Origin of the sequence: Altererythrobacter sp. MTPC7, assembly GCF_042851395.1 — a bacterium.
In the GTDB taxonomy this organism is placed as follows: domain Bacteria; phylum Pseudomonadota; class Alphaproteobacteria; order Sphingomonadales; family Sphingomonadaceae; genus CAJXSN01.
In genome coordinates this window covers 176,137-191,270 of record NZ_BTGS01000004.1, presented here as the reverse complement: position 1 = coordinate 191,270, position 15,134 = coordinate 176,137, and the positions used below count along the sequence as shown (strand labels likewise).

Below are 15,134 nucleotides of genomic sequence, written 5' to 3'. Positions count from 1 at the left end.
GTTTCTGCCCCTGCCTGCCACGCGAACCTGCGGAGAATACCGGTGAGCGACATGACCCATTCCAGCTTCAAGGAAGCCTGCGACGCCCTGTCCGGCAAGATCGATGCCGAGCAGTTCGAGCGGTTCCGCTGGACCCGCGACGAAGCTCCCAAGCTGGCGCGCCTGGTGGAACTGGTGCGCGGGTCGGTCGAGGACCGGACCGATATCGAGATCAACGAGGAAGGCGGCACGGCAGAGGCCAAGCGCTTCGTGATCAAGGTACATGGCAAGCGGGTGGCCGGTCTGGGTGTCGCCCTCGACCGCGGCCATGCCGTCATCTCGATCGGCGCAATCGAACGCAGCCCCTATCCGGTCGCGCAGGAGCGGCCCATCCACGCGCCCTTCTCCGAAGTCGACGAGCAATGGATCGGCAATACGCTCGCTGCCCTGATGCAGCGTATCGGGCGGGCACCGGGCAGCGAAGGCAGCGACACCGCCCGGACACCAGGCTGAGCGGTTTCACCGGCCCCGCCCGGCCTTTTTCCGTGTAGCCTCTCTCGACACGGCTGCAGCGCGGCTCTAGCGCCGCCTGCATGACAAACGGACACGATTTCACAGGACAGACCGCGCTCGTCACCGGAGCCGCCTCGGGTATCGGTGCGGCATGCGCGCGCTGGCTCGATGCGGGGGGCGCAGGGCGCCTCGTCCTGATCGACACGGATGGCGATGCGCTGAATGCGCTCGACCTGTCCTGCGAGACGGACCTTATCGTCGGCAGCGTTGCCGACGAGGCGCTCTGGCAGCGGCTGGACGAAAACCATCCGGAAATCGACCTTGCCATCGTCAATGCCGGTGTCGGCGGGGCCGGCACGGTCGCCGATCAGACGCTGGAGGAATGGCGCCGCGTCATGACGGTCAATCTGGACGGTGCATTCCTGACCCTAAGCTATGCCATGCGCGCGATGAAGCGGCGTGGCGGCGGATCGGCCGTAGTCGTTGCGTCCGTCACCGGCCTGAAGGCAGTGGCCGGCATCGGCGCCTATGGCGTGGCGAAAGCGGGCGTCGCCCATATGGCCCGCATTGCGGCACTCGAAGGGGCCGCAGACGGTATCCGCGTGAATGCCGTTGCCCCGGGCGGGGTCGACACGGCGATCTGGAACGGCTCTCCGCAGTTCCAGGCCGCGGTGAAGCAAAACGGGCGCGACGCCACGCTGAAGGCGATGGCCATCGGCACGCCTCGCGGCCGTTTCGCCACGCCGGACGAGCTGGCAGCGCAGATCGGCTTCCTGCTGTCGGGCGCCGCCGCCAACATCACCGGCGAGGTGATGGTGACCGACGGCGGCTACTCCCTCTAGGCGATCAGACCGAAAATCAATCGCCCTGCGGCGCATCCTGAGCGCCCGGGATCATGTCCGGCGAGCGCATGGCCGGGGCTGTCTGCGCATTCCAGAACACGTCCTGCTGCGCCCGGATCTCGCCCTCGGCCCCGCGCAGCGACAGCGTGACCTTCTCCGCCGCCCAGTCGATTTCGACGAGGCCGAAATTTTCCTCCGCAATGAAGTCCGTCACCCGCAGCGGATCGGGCTCGCGTGCCGTGTTCTGCGGCGTCGTGCCGAATGCGAGGTTGAGCGAAGAGCTGGTCAGTTCCCACAGCGGATCGCCGCCTTCGCCAAGCCCGGAACGGTAAATGCCGCCTGCGTGCCGGTCGCCCGACAGCAGCAGCAATTCGCTGTCCGCCCGCGCGCTCAGCATCTCGTAAAGCCGCGCGCGCTCGAGCGGCAATTGCTCCCAGCTTTCGTAATCATGCGCATCGGTCAGGACCTGGATCGACGACACGACGATCCGCAGGTCCGCCGGCCGTGCCAGTTCCTGCTGGAGCCAGGCCCACTGCGCGTCGCCCAGCATGGTCAGGCTCTCGTCATTGCTGGGCTGGTAGGGGCCAAGCGGCGGGCGCTCTTCCGTGTAGGGCATCCGCTCGAACTCGGACCGGAAATAGCGCGTATCCAGCATGATCAGCTGGACCCGGCGATCGCCATGCCCGAACATCCGGCTCTCATACACACCGGGGCGCGCACGCACTTCCGCCGAACTGCCCCAATAGGTTTCGTAGATGTCCTCCGCGAAGCCGCGAAAGGCGAAAGCCGCGCCGCCATCGTTGAAGCCGAAGTCATGGTCGTCCCACGACGTCATCATCGGGACCCGGGCCCGGAACTGCTGGAATTCGGGATGGTCGGACTGCGCGGCATAGGCATCGCGAAGCGTCGTCAGCGCGGCATCGCCCGACCAGTTGGTATCGCCATAGACATTGTCGCCGATCAGCAGGAACAGGTCGGGGTTCGTCGCCTCGATCTGCGCCCACATATGCTGGCTGCGCGACTGGTGGTTGCAGCTGCCGAAGGCGATTCGTTCTATCGTGGCGGCCGTCGACGGCAGGGGCGCGCCCGGAGGGGCCACGGGCATTTCCACGCGCGATTTCAGTGCCGTGTAATATCCTTCGAGGAAGGCGCCGGGCCCGACCGTGACATCGCCGTCCTGCGCGGCAAGCGGGGCGTGCGCAAGCGCGCCTGCCATCAACGGAAGGGCGGCGGCGAGCAGGGTCTTGCGGGCGATCATCGGTAAATCCTCGTGCAGTCGTTTTGTCATCGTGGTGCAGGCACAGGCCCTTGGCCTTCTTCTATGACGGGATTGCGACCGCCTGTCATCCGCACCAAAATCAGGCGGGCAGATCGGCGAAATCGGTCAGGGCCGCATCGCGCAGGCCGCGCCAGACATTGCGCGCCTGCACCGTCTCCGCGACATCGTGAACGCGCAACATCTGGACGCCGGCATTCATCCCTGCAAGCGCCAGCGCGATGCTGCCGCCGAGGCGTTTTTCGACCGGCGCTTCGTGGCTGAGCGCGCCGATCATCCGCTTGCGACTGGCCCCCAGCAACAGGGGATGACCCAGAGCATGGAACAGCGGCAGCGCGTTTATCAACGCCAGATTGTCCGCCACCTGCTTGCCGAAACCGATACCGGGGTCGAGCACGATCCGCTCGGGCGCGATGCCTGCGGCCACCGCGTCGTCCCGAATGGTGCGAAGGGCGTCGAACACATTGAATACCGCACTCTCCCCTGCTTTCTGGTGCAGGTCGGTGCCGTCCCCTGCATGCATCAACACGACCGGACAGCCGCGCGCTGCGACCAGTTCCGGTGCGCGCGGATCGTAGCGCAGGGCCGATACATCGTTGACCAGTGACGCTCCTGCATCCAGCGCCGCCTGCATTACCTCGGCACGTCTTGTATCGATGCTGACCGCGCCGCCCATCGTGGCCGTGTATTCGACCGCGGGAAGAATGCGCGCGATCTCGTCCTGTTCCAGCACGGCCTGCGCGCCCGGCCGCGTGCTTTCCCCGCCGATGTCGATCAGCGCCGCCCCGGCTTCCAGCATTTGCGCCGCATGGGCCCTTCCCACCTCCGGGTCGTCCAGGAAGGCGCCGCCATCGCTGAAGCTGTCGGGTGTGACATTGAGGATGCCCATAACCTGCGGCTGGTCGAGCCGGATCGTGCGCTCCCCCAGTTCCAGCGGCGGATGCGCGAGCGTCAGGTTGGACCACTGCAGCGCGGCTTCGGCCGCAAGGTCTTCCGGCAGGCGCTCCAGTGTGTCTGGCATCATGGCGGGCGAGCAGGTTCGGCGCTCGGTAACCGATCCGTTCTCCCGGACGATCACCGCGAAGCGATGCGCATAGATCATCCCGCCTGCGAGCCGGACCGTATCGCCCTCCTCGCTCTGGGGACCGAGCGCAAATCCGATCGGGCGGATATAGACGGAGCGGGAGGCGTGCTGCGGCATGGCGAACGGTCTTACGGCAAAGCCCGCCGCGCGCAACATGGCGGCGAGGCGCTTTCCGGAAGTTCGCCGCGACGGGGAACCGCCGCGACCGGCTGCTCATTCCCCATGACAAGTCCCATACGCGCCCGGCGCGCACGAAAGCCCCGAGGAAACGCCATGCCCCACCATCTTACTTTGAAAAGCATACGCGCCGTCACGCATAATGTGAACGAGCTGACCTTCGACCGGCCGGACGGATACGATTTCAAGCCCGGACAGGCGACCGATTTCGCACTCGACCGCGACGGCTGGCGCGATGAGAAACGCCCCTTCACCTTCACCTCGCTTCCGCAAGCCGAGCACCTGCAATTCACCATCAAGTCCTACCCCTTGCATGACGGGGTGACCGAACAGATCGGGCAGATGGAAGGCGGCGAGAAAGTCGTTCTCGAGGACCCGTGGGGCGCGATCGAGGACAAGGGGCCCGGCACCATCATCGCGGGCGGCGCGGGGCTAACGCCGTTCCTTTCCATCCTGCGCGCCCGGCAGGCGAAGGACGGGACGCTCGATGGCTATCGCTTGATCTTCTCCAATTCGTGCGAGAAAGACATCATCCTGCGCGAGGAACTGGAACGGATGCCGGGCCTGAGGCTCGACCTGCTGCTGAGCGACGAGGATACAGAAGGCACCTATCACGGCAGGGTCGATGCCGAGTATCTCGACCAGGTCGACCTCGACCTGGACGGACTTTTCTATCTGTGCGGCCCACCGCCGATGGAGGAAGACGTCAGCACGTTGCTGAAAGCGCACGGCGTCGCCAGCGACCGCCTGGTGCGCGAGGAATGGTAGAGAACCTTACCTGCGTCAGTCCTCAATGCTGAGCAGGTATAGCTGCCGCACGGCGTCGATCGGCTTGATCAGGCCTTCGTCCTCGTAATGCCAGAAGGTCCAGCCATTGCAGCTGGGCGCATTCTGCAATTCCTTGCCGAGGCCATGGATCGATCCGACCTGCTTTGCATGGACGAGCGAACCGTCGGCCCGCACCGTCGCTTCCCATCGGCGTTTCTTGTCGAAAACCTTCGTCCCCGGTTTCAGCATACCGCTTTCGACCAGGGCGCCGAATGCAACCTTGGGCGCGGCTCGTCCTGCCTTCACCGTGGTGAGCGCGCTTTCGTCGAGCGGTAGTTCCTTCGCTATGCGGGCCGTCGCGGTCTCGCGGTAGGCTTCTTCCCGCTCGCAGCCGATCCATTCGCGGCCAAGCCTCTTTGCCACCGCGCCGGTCGTGCCGGTGCCGAAGAACGGGTCGACCACCACATCGCCGCGCTCGGTCGTGGCGAGCAGGACGCGGTAGAGCAACGCCTCGGGCTTTTGCGTCGGGTGCGCCTTGTGGCCGTGCCGGTCCTTCAGGCGCTCCCCACCCGAACAGATCGGCAGCACCCAGTCGCTGCGCATCTGAAGCTCGTCGTTCAGCGTCTTCATCGCGCGGTAGTTGAACTGGTATTTCGCCTTCTCGCCCTGGCTGCACCACAGCAGGGTTTCATGCGCGTTCGTAAAGCGCGTGCCGCGGAAATTGGGCATCGGATTGGTCTTGCGCCAGACGATGTCGTTCAGGATCCAGAAGCCGAGGTCCTGCAGGATCGTGCCGACCCGGTAGATATTGTGATAGCTGCCGATGACCCACATGGCGCCGTCGGGCTTCAGGATGCGCTTACACTCCGTCAGCCATGCCTTTGTAAAGTCGTCGTAAAGCTTGAAGCTGTCGAACTGGTCCCAGTGATCGGTCACGGCATCGACATGGCTGCCATCCGGCCGGTTGAGATCGCCGCCCAGTTGGAGATTGTAAGGTGGGTCGGCAAAGACGAGATCGACGCTGGCATCGGGCAATTCGCGCAGCCGCTCGACACAGTCACCGTCCAGGATCTGCCCCAGCGGCAGCGTTTCCTTCGCGGCCGTAACCGGCTTCGCCTTTTTCGCACTGCGCTGCTTCGTGGTTTCCAGAACCACCATGTCGGCCCCCATGATATTACCTTCCCCGTCAAGTTATCCACAGGGTGAGTCCAAGCGGACTCCGCGTCAAGGGAGCATTTATAAACGGAGATGGTTAATTTGGCGTAAGCTCGGGGGAGCAGAAGGTGTCCGGCACAAGATATTGAGTCCGCGCACTTTCGCCGGACTCACCATGATGGGGTGTGGCGCAAAAGACTCGCGCCAGCGCGTTAACGCTGTTGCGCCTGCCTGTTCGATAGGACGTTTAGAGCAGTGTGACGATGACGTAGGCTGTGAACGCGGCCAGCAGCACGCCGCCCAACACGCGTCCGATCGTCTTGCCGGCCCACAGCAAGGCCCACAGTGCTACGGCGGACGCCAGCAGGATCGCGCTCTGGGTTCCGAGGATTTCGCGCGGCAGAGCCACCGGGGCCATCAGCATCGTAGCCCCGCCGATCAGCAAGATGTTGTAGATATTGCTGCCTACGACATTCCCGATCGCGAGGCCGGGTTTCCCGCGGAACGCCGCCGCGACCGATGCGGCGAGTTCCGGCAGCGAAGTGCCGATGGCCACGACCGTCAGTCCGATCACCGTCTCGCTGACGCCGGCAACCGTGGCGACTGCTATCGCCCCGTCGACCAGCCAGCCACCGCCGAAGACCAGTGCGGCGAGGCCGGCCACGAACAGGACGATGGCAATCGGCAGTTTCGGGATGGTGAGGTCTTCCTCGTCGTCCGCGATGCGGGGATGATTCAACCGCCAGACGATATAGATCACCAGCAAGGCAAGCAGCGCCGCACCGATCCAGAGCGCGCCGGACTGCCAGAACGCCAGTCCCACCAGGATCGCGGTCGCCCCCAGCGCCACGGCGGCGTCGCGGCGCCCCAGGCCGGTCAGTACGATTGGCGCGACCAATGCGGTCGCGCCGAGAATCAGCAGCGTGTTCGAGATGTTCGACCCGACGATATTGCCCCAGGCGATCTCGGGTGAGCCGGCCCGCGCCGCTTCGACGCTGGTGACCAGTTCGGGCATCGAAGTCGCCATGCCAACGATGATGACGCCAGTCAGCAGGTTGGACAGGCCCATAGCCTTGGCAATGCCGACGGCACCGCGCACCAGCAATTCACCCCCCAGGGCCAGCCCGATGAGGCCGGCAACGATCAGCAATATGGATGTGGCCAAGTAAGGTCTCTCAGTTCTCGATGATGTCGGGGTCGAGGCCCGGATCGACATCGGTCAGTTCGATGGATTTTTCCCACAATCGCGCCGCCAGCAACGGATCGCGCGCCGTGCGTGTCGCGATCGCCCGGCCGGAGGACCTGCCGCTCATCTCGGCAAGGCCGTACGGTCCGTAGTAACCCCCGCGCTCCACATCCGGTGATGTTGCCGCCTGCAACGCTGGCAGTGCGCCATCGTGCGGGTCGTTCAGCACGGTGCCGATCACCTTGCTCAGGATCGACAGCGGCCCCATGTTCCGCATAAGGTCCGTGCCCGCGATGCCGGGATGGCTTGCATAGGCCTTCACCTTGGATTTGGCCGCTCTCAACCGGCGGTCGAGTTCGAAGGTAAACAGCAGGTTCGCCAGCTTGCTTTGTCCGTAGAACGCCTGGCGCTGGTACCCGTTGCTACCGTCCAGATTTTCGAAGTCTATTTTCGCGCCCTTGTGCGCGATGCTGGATTGGTTGACGATGCGCGCACCGCCGTCTTCTGCCAGCTTGTCCAGCAACAGGCCGGTCAGTGCGAAATGCCCGAGGTGATTGACCGCGAATTGCGATTCGACACCCATCGCAAGGCTGAGCGGGGGCATCATGATCCCCGCATTGTTAATCAGCAGGTCGATCCGCTTCTCCTTCTTAGCAGTGTTGGCCGCACTGCGCACGGAGCCGAGATCGGACAGGTCGAGTTCCAGGAACCGGGTTTTCGCGTCCGGCGCCTTCCCGGCGATCCGCTCCATGGCGTCGTCCGCTTTCCCGCTATCGCGGCAGGCGAGGATTACCTCAGCTCCCTTGCGCGCCAGCGCTTCGGCGATGGCGTAACCCAGCCCCGTATTCGCGCCGGTCACCAGCGCTGTCTTGCCCGACTGGTCGGGAATATCGTCGAATGTGAAACCGTTCATACGGGCAACTCCTGCTGTGCTACGGGTGCGAAGCTGCGGCGATGCAGCGGTGTGACCCCGTGTGTGCGCAGCGCATGAAGGTGCTCTGCGGTTCCGTATCCCTTGTTTCTTTCCCACCCGTAATGCGGAAATGCGGCCGCGGCCTCGATCATCAGGCGGTCGCGCCATTCCTTGGCGACGATGCTGGCTGCACCGATCGACGGCTCCAGCCCGTCACCGCCGACGATTGCGCGCGCTGGCCAGCGCCACTCCGCCGTCCGTCCCTGCGGGGTCATGTTGCCGTCGATCAGAGCCTGCCCGACGGGTTTGCCCAGCACTTTCTCCAGCCGCTCGACCGCGAGAGACATGGCGAGCATGGTGGCGGCGAAGATGTTGAGCCTGTCGATCGCAGCGGGAGAGATTACTGCAACCGACCAGGAGCACTTCGCCCGGATTTGCTCGTCCAGGGCAGCGCGGCGGCGCGCCGTCAGCTTCTTGGAATCGTCCAGTCCTTCAGGGGGGGACTTGCACAGCATCACCGCCCCCGCCACAACCGGTCCGGCCAGCGGCCCGCGGCCCGCCTCGTCGACACCGGCGACCAGCGGCCCGTCGGCGCTGAAATCCGCCGGGCGGGACCCGGCACAATCGTGAGGCGTTGCAGATATCATGACCACGAACAAAACCCTTCTCGCCGTCGCCCTATCTCCCTTCGCCTTCGCGCTCGCAAGCTGCGAGGCATCGGCAGGCGGGGATAGCTCCGTCGCGCCGCAATCGACATCTTCGGCGCAGAGTGTGGCCGCAGCGATAGACGAAACGGTCGGCCCGTTCGCGATCACGGATATGGGCCGCTTCGACGAGCCATGGGCGGCGGACTTCATTCCCGGCACCTCGATGCTGTTCATTACCGAAAAGGGAGGCTCGGCGAAGATCGTCGACACCGCTACGCGCGAGATGGTCACGGTCGATGGCCTGCCTGAAGTAGACTATGGCGGACAGGGCGGCCTTGGCGATGTCGCGTTCCTGCCGTCGGAAAGTGCGTCTGACATGGACCGCCGCACGATCTACCTGACATGGGCCGAAGCCGGGGACGGCGACACACGCGGCGCTGCGCTAGGTCGCGGCATGCTGTTGTGCGAGGAGGCCGACGCGTGCTCGGTCGAAGGGCTGAACGTCATCTGGCGTCAGACGCCTAAAGTGAGCGGCCGCGGGCATTACTCGCACCGCATTACCTTCAGTCCGGATGGGGAGTATCTCGTCCTCGCCAGCGGCGACCGTCAGAAGAAAACGCCTGCGCAGGATCTTTCGAACAATCTGGGGGCCATTCTTCGGCTCAATCTCGATGGCTCGCCTGCCGCCGGCAATCCCTTCGCCGACCAGGGCAGCCCGTCGGACGAGATCTGGAGCTACGGCCACCGGAACACTCTGGGCATCGATTTCGACCCGAACGGTCAGCTCTGGAACCTGGAGCATGGCCCGGCGGGCGGTGACGAATTGAACCTGATCGATCCGGGCAGGAATTACGGATGGCCGCTGGTGTCGGATGGCGACAATTACGACGGAACGCCGATACCCGACAACGACGCCCGTCCCGACCTCGCCGGTCCGGTGGTCAACTGGACCCCGGTCATCGCGCCGGGCGATTTCCTGTTCTACACCGGTGACATGTTCCCCGCTTGGAAAGGCGACGCACTGATCGCCAATCTCAAGACCATGTCGATCGTGCGGGTCGCCATGGGCGGGATCGACAGCAGGACAGGCCGCGAAGCCAATCGCTGGGATCTGGGCGAAAGGCTGCGCGAGATCGTGCAAGGGCCAGACGGGGCTCTTTACGTCCTCGAAGATGGTGAGAACGCACGGCTGCGCAAGCTGGCTCCGGCCAATTGATAACAGCCGACAGGCGCATTTGCGCTTGGTGGCGGAATAGGCGGATTGCGCTCGACGCGGAGGACATCGGGCCCTAGCGCACGCCAGCTATGGCAACGCTCGTTCCCCTGTCCTCCGTCGACCCCTCGCTGGTCGAAACCCTGCTCGATGAAAGCTTCGGGGAGGGCCGCCATGCGCGAACGGCCTACCGCATTCGCGAAGGGACGCAGTGGCTGGAGGGGCTGAGCTTCGCCGCGCTGGACGACGATGACTATCTCGCCGGTTCGATCCAGCTCTGGCCCGTCGCCCTGATCGATCCCGATGGGCGGCGGCATCCGCTTATCATGGTCGGCCCCGTCGCCGTCATGCCAGCCTTGCAGGGTGAGGGATTCGGCAAGGCACTAATGGGCGCAGCACTGGGCGCGCTCGATGCAAGTGCCGGCTCGAGCCCTGTCCTACCGCAGGTCATGATCGGCGATCCCGACTATTACGGGCGCTGGGATTTCACGGCGGCGCATACGGCGGGCTGGCATTGTCCCGGCCCGTTCGATCCGGCCCGGTTGCTGGTCCGCACGCCCAACCCCGCAATCCTGCCGGCGGAAGGCATGCTGGAGGCGTGGAAGCCTGCCGCTGAATAGAGCCGGCCCGCGCGCTGGCCGGGAAAATTCCGCTATCTGGTGCGTTCGCCCCTTACCATGCCTTACGAACCCCCTCCCGAACTCGCCAGCCTGACCCTTTCGGAAATCGCGGAGCAGGTCGCTGCGCGTAAATTGCCGCCCGTGGAAGGCTGGGCACCGCAGAAGGAAGGCGACAGCCTGATGCGGATAGCCGCGGACGGGAAATGGTATCACGATGGCGGCGAGATCCGGCGGCAGGCCATGGTCCGTGCCTTCTCCGGGCTGCTGATCCGCGACGGCAACGGGGCGCATTATCTGGTCTCTCCGTTCGAGAAGCTGAGCATAGAGGTAGAGGACGCGGCCTTCGTCGCGACCGATGTCGCGCAAAGGGACGGCGCCCTCGCCATTCGGCTGAACACGGACGAACTGGTGATCGCCGGGCCGGACCATCCCATCATCGCGCGCGGAGACACTGACGCCCCTGCCCTTTACGTCGGCGTGCGCCGGGGCACCGAGGCGCGGCTCAACCGCTCGACTTACGAGCAATTGGCGGAAATCGCCCTTGCAGAAGGTGACGACTGGAAAGTGTCCAGCGGGGGGGAGACGTTTTCACTCCTTCCGGATAAAGCGGGTGCATGAGTGACCTGTTCGACCGCCTGAAGCGCATTTTCGACGATGGCCATGGCGAGGAACTGGACGGCCTGCTGACCGACGAGGATTTCGCCGACGACGACACGCGCCTCGCCGCCGTGCTCGTTCCCGTGACCGAGCGTCCGCGGCCCGGCGTCATCCTGACCCGCCGCCCGCGCGACTTGCGCAGCCATCCAGGACAGGTCGCCTTCCCCGGCGGAAAGATCGACGCCGGGGAAACGCCGGTAGAGGCCGCCTTGCGCGAAGCGGACGAAGAACTCGCCCTGCCGCCTGCCCGTGTCCGCGTCATCGGGTCGAGCGATGTCTACGTCACCGGAACCGGCTTCGAAGTGACGCCGGTGCTGGGCGTCGTACCGCCCGACCTGCCGCTGGTGCCCAATCCGGGCGAGGTCGAAAGCTGGTTCGAAATACCCCTCGACACGCTGTTCGACCGCTCCAACTACGCCTCCAACACCGTGATGTGGAAGGGTGCGCAACGCACCTATTACGAGATGGAATATGAAGGTTACCGGATCTGGGGCGTCACGGCAGCCATCATTTCGAACCTTTCGCGCCGGATGCGCCTGACGGAGCTGTTCGATGGCTGACTTCCTGCCCGAAGCTGAGTGGACACGGCGCAGCGATCTCGCTGCGCTGGTGCGCGCGTTGGGAAACGACAATATTCGCTGGGTCGGCGGCGCAGTGCGGGACACCCTGCTGGGCGCCGAGGTCAACGATGTCGACGCGGCGACGACCTTCCATCCCGACCAGGTCATGCGGCTGCTGGCCGATGCCGGTATCCGGACCGTGCCGACCGGGATCGACCATGGCACGGTCACTGCCGTCCTTCCCGGCGGCCCGGTGGAGGTGACGACGCTGCGCCGCGATGTTGCCACCGACGGCAGGCGCGCGACCGTCGCGTTCGCAAGGGAATGGCGCGAGGATGCGGCCCGCCGCGATTTCACGATCAACGCCCTGTTCGCCAATCCCGAAACTCTGGAAATCTCGGATTATTTCGGCGGGCTGCGTGATCTGGCCGATCGCCGGGTCCGGTTCATCGGCGATGCGCGCGAACGCATACGCGAGGATCATCTGCGCATCCTGCGATATTACCGCTTCCAGGCCCGCTTCGGATCGGAACTGGATGAAGAGGCAGAGGACGCCTGCGCCGAACTGGCGGACACGATGAAAGGCCTCAGCCGGGAGCGCGTTGCAGGCGAATTGCTGTCGATCCTGACCCTACCGGACCCGTCCGCCACCATCCGCCGGATGCACGAACGCGGTGTACTGCAGGTCGTACTGCCGGAAAGCACGGCGGGCACGGTGGCGGTGCTCGATGCTCTCGTCGCTCACGAACAGACGCTCGCTGTCGAGCAATCCGGCCTGCGCCGCCTGTCCGCGCTCCTCCCCGCGATAGAGACCGTCGCGGAAAGCGTTGCCGCGCGGCTGCGGCTGTCACGCAAGCAGCGGGCCCATCTGTGCTGCGTCGCACGGCGCAAGACCAGCGATCCGCTCCGCGCGCGTGCGCTGGCCTATGAAAACAGCATGGAATGCGCGCGGGACCGCGTCCTGCTGGCCGGGGCACCCCTTGATACCCTGAGCGGATGGGAGCCGCCGCGCTTGCCCCTGAAAGGCGGAGAGATCGTGGAACGCGGCCTCGCCACGGGGCCTGGTGTCGCGCGATTGCTGCAGGCCGTAGAGGCGCAGTGGATCGAAGAGGATTTTCCCGGCCGCGCACGGGTCGAGGACATCCTTGCCGCCCTGACAGCGGAATAGCGATCAGGTAAATTTGTTGTCCTTCGGGAAGCCCTGCGGCGGCATCCGCCCGGCCCCGCCGCGCGCAACCTTCCATTGCCAGATGTCGGTTTCGGTCCGTGTCCGATCGCCCTTGCCGCCCATCTGCCAGCTAAGCCCGTCCTCCAGCACGAAGGTTGTCGCATCGGACAGTCCGCCATCGCGGTAGTTCTGCAATTTGACGCCCTGCCCGCGCGCCATGACCGGCAGTTCTTCAAGGTTGAAGACGACCAGCTTGCGGTTCTCGCCCACGGCCGCGACATGATTGTGAGCGGGATCGATCGGACGCACCACGACCAGCTTCGCATCGCCTTTCAGATTGACGACCTGCCTGCCCTTGCGCGTTTCTGCGAGCAGTTCGGATGTCTCGGCAGCGAAGCCCTTGCCCGTGTCGGCGGCGAGCAGAACGCGCTTGTCCTTCGCGTGAACAATCAGCGCGGCGATCTTCGCCTCTGCATCGATATCGAGTGTCGACTGGACCGGTTCGCCGAAACCGCGCGCGCCCGGAAGCTTGTCCGCGCCGAGGGTGAAGAAACGTCCGTTGTCGGTCGCCAGCAACAGCTTGTCCGTCGTCTGGGCGTGGGCGATGAAGGCCAGTTCGTCGCCTTCCTTGAACTTGAATTCCTGGGCCAGGTCGACATGGCCCTTCGCCGCGCGGATCCAGCCGCGTTTCGACAGGATGACCGTGATCGGCTCCTTCTCGATCATGGCGTCCATGCTGAACTCGACCGCCGGAGCAGCCTCGGCGATAGTCGTCCGGCGCGCACCCAGAGCGGTATCTTCGCCATATTCCTTGCGCAGCGCCTTCAGGTCTTTCTTGAGCCGCGTGCGCTGGCGGGCCGGACTGCCGAGCAGCTTTTCCAGCTCGTCTTTCTCGGCGAGAAGGTCGTCCTTTTCCTGCCGCAGCTGCATCTCTTCCAGCTTGCGAAGGGACCGAAGCCGCATGTTCAGGATCGCTTCGGCCTGCCGATCCGTCAGGCTGAATTCTTTCATCATGACGGCCTTTGGCTCGTCCTCGGTCCGGATGATCTCGATCACCCGGTCCAGATTGAGGAAGGCGATGATGTAGCCTTCGACCAGTTCCAGCCGCCGCGCGATCTGGTCGAGGCGGTGCTGGCTGCGGCGCTGCAGGATATCGATCTGGCTGGCGACCCAATTGCCCAGCAATTCCTTCAGGCCCATCACCATTGGCGTGCGCGTCGCATCAAGCACGTTGAGGTTGAGGCCGAAGCGCACTTCGAGGTCGGTCAGCTTGTACAGGCTTTCCTTCAGCAATTCGGGATCGACATTCCGGCTGCGCGGGACAAGCACGATGCGGATCTGTTCGTCGCTTTCGTCGCGGACATCGTCGAGGATCGGCAGTTTGCGGTCGGCAATCGCCTGCGCGATCTGCTCGATCAGCTTGCCCTTGGCCACCTGATAGGGGATTTCACTGATGACGAGCTGCCACTGGCCGCCGCCCAGCCGCTCGATACCGGCCTCGGCATCGTCCGCCTTTTCCGCCTCTGCCGCGTGGAACCGGCCCCGAACCCGGAAGGACCCGCGGCCCGTTTCATAGGCCGCGCTGATCGTTTCCGCGCTTTCGGGCACGATGCCCCCGGTGGCGAAGTCCGGGCCCTGAAACAGTTCCATCAGGCGTGCATGCTCGACATGCGGATTGTCGATCAATTCCAGCGTCGCATCGACCACTTCGGCGACATTGTGGCTGGGAATATTGGTCGCCATGCCGACCGCGATACCGCTCGCCCCGTTCGCCAGCAGGTTCGGGAACAGGCCAGGGAAGATTTCCGGCTCTTCATCCTCGTTATTGTAGGTCGGGATGAAATCGACCGTACCCTCGTCCAGCCCTTCCATCAGGCGCAGGGCCGTCCGGGTCAGGCGCGCTTCGGTATAGCGGTAGGCGGCGGCATTATCGCCGTCGATATTCCCGAAATTGCCCTGCCCCTCCACCAGCGGGTACCGCAGGGCGAAATCCTGCGCGAGGCGGACCATGGCATCATAGACCGACGCATCGCCATGCGGGTGATACTTGCCGATGACATCGCCGACCACGCGGGCGCTCTTCTTGAATGCATCGGTCGGATTGAGCTTCAATTGACGCATCGCCCATAGCAGCCTGCGATGAACCGGTTTCAGGCCGTCGCGCAGATCGGGCAGGGACCGCGCGGTAATCGTGCTGAGCGCATAGACGAGATAGCGTTCTTCCAGCGCGGAATCGAACGGCGCATCGACGATCGCGTCGAACGGATCGGGCTCTTTATCGGTAACGTCTGAAGCTGCCATACGCCCTGCCCTATCACCGCCACGCTTCGCCTGTCAGCAGGGAACCGCGCACTGTCCCCGTCGATTGATCGGGTA

At 64.6% G+C, this 15,134-nt stretch carries 15 protein-coding genes; 8 read left to right on the top strand and 7 right to left on the bottom strand.

Going from position 1 to position 15,134, the window contains the following annotated elements:
* Positions 1-42 precede the first annotated feature (42 nt).
* Together ACGHJ7_RS05360 and ACGHJ7_RS05355 are read left to right on the top strand one after the other, a co-directional pair.
* Complete coding sequence (locus ACGHJ7_RS05360; RefSeq protein ID WP_390475131.1) at positions 43-492, top strand: hypothetical protein; 450 nt, start codon at positions 43-45, stop codon at positions 490-492.
* 80 nt (positions 493-572) lie between these two features.
* Complete coding sequence (locus ACGHJ7_RS05355; RefSeq protein WP_390475129.1) at positions 573-1,334, top strand: SDR family NAD(P)-dependent oxidoreductase; 762 nt, start codon at positions 573-575, stop codon at positions 1,332-1,334.
* A 16-nt stretch (positions 1,335-1,350) separates the two neighbouring features.
* Here the strand turns inward: ACGHJ7_RS05355 and ACGHJ7_RS05350 are convergent, their stop codons facing one another.
* Both ACGHJ7_RS05350 and folP read right to left on the bottom strand, forming a co-directional pair.
* Positions 1,351-2,622 carry an alkaline phosphatase D family protein gene (locus ACGHJ7_RS05350; RefSeq protein ID WP_390475127.1) on the bottom strand — a complete coding sequence of 424 codons (1,272 nt, stop codon included), beginning with the start codon at positions 2,620-2,622 and terminating at the stop codon, positions 1,351-1,353.
* A 70-nt stretch (positions 2,623-2,692) separates the two neighbouring features.
* Complete coding sequence (gene folP / locus ACGHJ7_RS05345) at positions 2,693-3,811, bottom strand: dihydropteroate synthase (protein ID WP_390475125.1); 1,119 nt, start codon at positions 3,809-3,811, stop codon at positions 2,693-2,695.
* Positions 3,812-3,967: 156 nt separating this feature from the next.
* Here folP and ACGHJ7_RS05340 point away from each other — a divergent pair, with 156 nt between their 5' ends.
* Positions 3,968-4,639 (top strand): flavodoxin reductase, encoded by a 672-nt coding sequence (locus ACGHJ7_RS05340; protein ID WP_390475123.1) that lies wholly within the window; start codon positions 3,968-3,970, stop codon positions 4,637-4,639.
* A 15-nt stretch (positions 4,640-4,654) separates the two neighbouring features.
* Here ACGHJ7_RS05340 and ACGHJ7_RS05335 read toward each other — a convergent pair whose 3' ends face one another.
* The 4 genes from ACGHJ7_RS05335 to ACGHJ7_RS05320 form a co-directional block, all read right to left on the bottom strand.
* A complete protein-coding gene (locus ACGHJ7_RS05335; RefSeq protein ID WP_390475210.1) occupies positions 4,655-5,797 on the bottom strand; it encodes a site-specific DNA-methyltransferase in 1,143 nt (380 codons plus the stop codon).
* A 244-nt stretch (positions 5,798-6,041) separates the two neighbouring features.
* A complete protein-coding gene (locus tag ACGHJ7_RS05330; protein WP_390475121.1) occupies positions 6,042-6,959 on the bottom strand; it encodes a calcium/sodium antiporter in 918 nt (305 codons plus the stop codon).
* 10 nt (positions 6,960-6,969) lie between these two features.
* Positions 6,970-7,893, bottom strand: coding sequence for an oxidoreductase (locus ACGHJ7_RS05325; RefSeq protein WP_390475119.1), 924 nt, complete (start codon positions 7,891-7,893; stop codon positions 6,970-6,972).
* Complete coding sequence (locus tag ACGHJ7_RS05320; protein WP_390475117.1) at positions 7,890-8,540, bottom strand: ribonuclease HII; 651 nt, start codon at positions 8,538-8,540, stop codon at positions 7,890-7,892. The genes ACGHJ7_RS05325 and ACGHJ7_RS05320 overlap by 4 nt, the downstream gene beginning before the upstream one ends.
* On the opposite strand from ACGHJ7_RS05320, the gene ACGHJ7_RS05315 reads away from it, so the two are divergent.
* The 5 genes from ACGHJ7_RS05315 to ACGHJ7_RS05295 all read left to right on the top strand — a co-directional run bounded on the left by ACGHJ7_RS05315 (position 8,539) and on the right by ACGHJ7_RS05295 (position 12,758).
* Positions 8,539-9,756 carry a PQQ-dependent sugar dehydrogenase gene (locus ACGHJ7_RS05315; protein WP_390475115.1) on the top strand — a complete coding sequence of 406 codons (1,218 nt, stop codon included), beginning with the start codon at positions 8,539-8,541 and terminating at the stop codon, positions 9,754-9,756. The two genes, ACGHJ7_RS05320 and ACGHJ7_RS05315, sit on opposite strands and share 2 nt — an antisense overlap.
* An 89-nt stretch (positions 9,757-9,845) precedes the next feature.
* Positions 9,846-10,373 (top strand): GNAT family N-acetyltransferase, encoded by a 528-nt coding sequence (locus ACGHJ7_RS05310; RefSeq protein WP_390475113.1) that lies wholly within the window; start codon positions 9,846-9,848, stop codon positions 10,371-10,373.
* A gap of 57 nt (positions 10,374-10,430) precedes the next feature.
* Positions 10,431-10,991 carry a DUF1285 domain-containing protein gene (locus ACGHJ7_RS05305; protein ID WP_390475208.1) on the top strand — a complete coding sequence of 187 codons (561 nt, stop codon included), beginning with the start codon at positions 10,431-10,433 and terminating at the stop codon, positions 10,989-10,991.
* Positions 10,988-11,590: a CoA pyrophosphatase gene (locus ACGHJ7_RS05300; RefSeq protein WP_390475111.1), complete on the top strand. Its 603-nt coding sequence runs from the start codon at positions 10,988-10,990 to the stop codon at positions 11,588-11,590. Before ACGHJ7_RS05305 ends, ACGHJ7_RS05300 begins: the two co-directional genes overlap by 4 nt.
* Positions 11,583-12,758: a CCA tRNA nucleotidyltransferase gene (locus tag ACGHJ7_RS05295; RefSeq protein WP_390475109.1), complete on the top strand. Its 1,176-nt coding sequence runs from the start codon at positions 11,583-11,585 to the stop codon at positions 12,756-12,758. Before ACGHJ7_RS05300 ends, ACGHJ7_RS05295 begins: the two co-directional genes overlap by 8 nt.
* A gap of 3 nt (positions 12,759-12,761) precedes the next feature.
* On the opposite strand, the gene parC is transcribed toward ACGHJ7_RS05295, so the two are convergent.
* Positions 12,762-15,059, bottom strand: a complete 2,298-nt coding sequence (gene parC, locus ACGHJ7_RS05290; RefSeq protein WP_390475107.1) for a DNA topoisomerase IV subunit A — start codon at positions 15,057-15,059, stop codon at positions 12,762-12,764.
* Positions 15,060-15,134 lie beyond the last annotated feature (75 nt).

Excerpts from the sequence above, each read along its gene's own strand:
- ACGHJ7_RS05355 (WP_390475129.1), top strand. The coding sequence starts at position 573 with ATGACAAACGGACACGATTTCACAGGACAGACCGCGCTCGTCACCGGA.
- ACGHJ7_RS05350 (WP_390475127.1), bottom strand. The coding sequence starts at position 2,622 with ATGACAAAACGACTGCACGAGGATTTACCGATGATCGCCCGCAAGACC.
- folP (WP_390475125.1), bottom strand. The coding sequence starts at position 3,811 with ATGCCGCAGCACGCCTCCCGCTCCGTCTATATCCGCCCGATCGGATTT.
- ACGHJ7_RS05340 (WP_390475123.1), top strand. The coding sequence starts at position 3,968 with ATGCCCCACCATCTTACTTTGAAAAGCATACGCGCCGTCACGCATAAT.
- ACGHJ7_RS05335 (WP_390475210.1), bottom strand. The coding sequence starts at position 5,797 with ATGGTGGTTCTGGAAACCACGAAGCAGCGCAGTGCGAAAAAGGCGAAG.
- ACGHJ7_RS05325 (WP_390475119.1), bottom strand. The coding sequence starts at position 7,893 with ATGAACGGTTTCACATTCGACGATATTCCCGACCAGTCGGGCAAGACA.
- ACGHJ7_RS05315 (WP_390475115.1), top strand. The coding sequence starts at position 8,539 with ATGACCACGAACAAAACCCTTCTCGCCGTCGCCCTATCTCCCTTCGCC.
- ACGHJ7_RS05320 (WP_390475117.1), bottom strand. The coding sequence starts at position 8,540 with ATGATATCTGCAACGCCTCACGATTGTGCCGGGTCCCGCCCGGCGGAT.
- ACGHJ7_RS05310 (WP_390475113.1), top strand. The coding sequence starts at position 9,846 with ATGGCAACGCTCGTTCCCCTGTCCTCCGTCGACCCCTCGCTGGTCGAA.
- ACGHJ7_RS05305 (WP_390475208.1), top strand. The coding sequence starts at position 10,431 with ATGCCTTACGAACCCCCTCCCGAACTCGCCAGCCTGACCCTTTCGGAA.
- ACGHJ7_RS05300 (WP_390475111.1), top strand. The coding sequence starts at position 10,988 with ATGAGTGACCTGTTCGACCGCCTGAAGCGCATTTTCGACGATGGCCAT.
- ACGHJ7_RS05295 (WP_390475109.1), top strand. The coding sequence starts at position 11,583 with ATGGCTGACTTCCTGCCCGAAGCTGAGTGGACACGGCGCAGCGATCTC.
- parC (WP_390475107.1), bottom strand. The coding sequence starts at position 15,059 with ATGGCAGCTTCAGACGTTACCGATAAAGAGCCCGATCCGTTCGACGCG.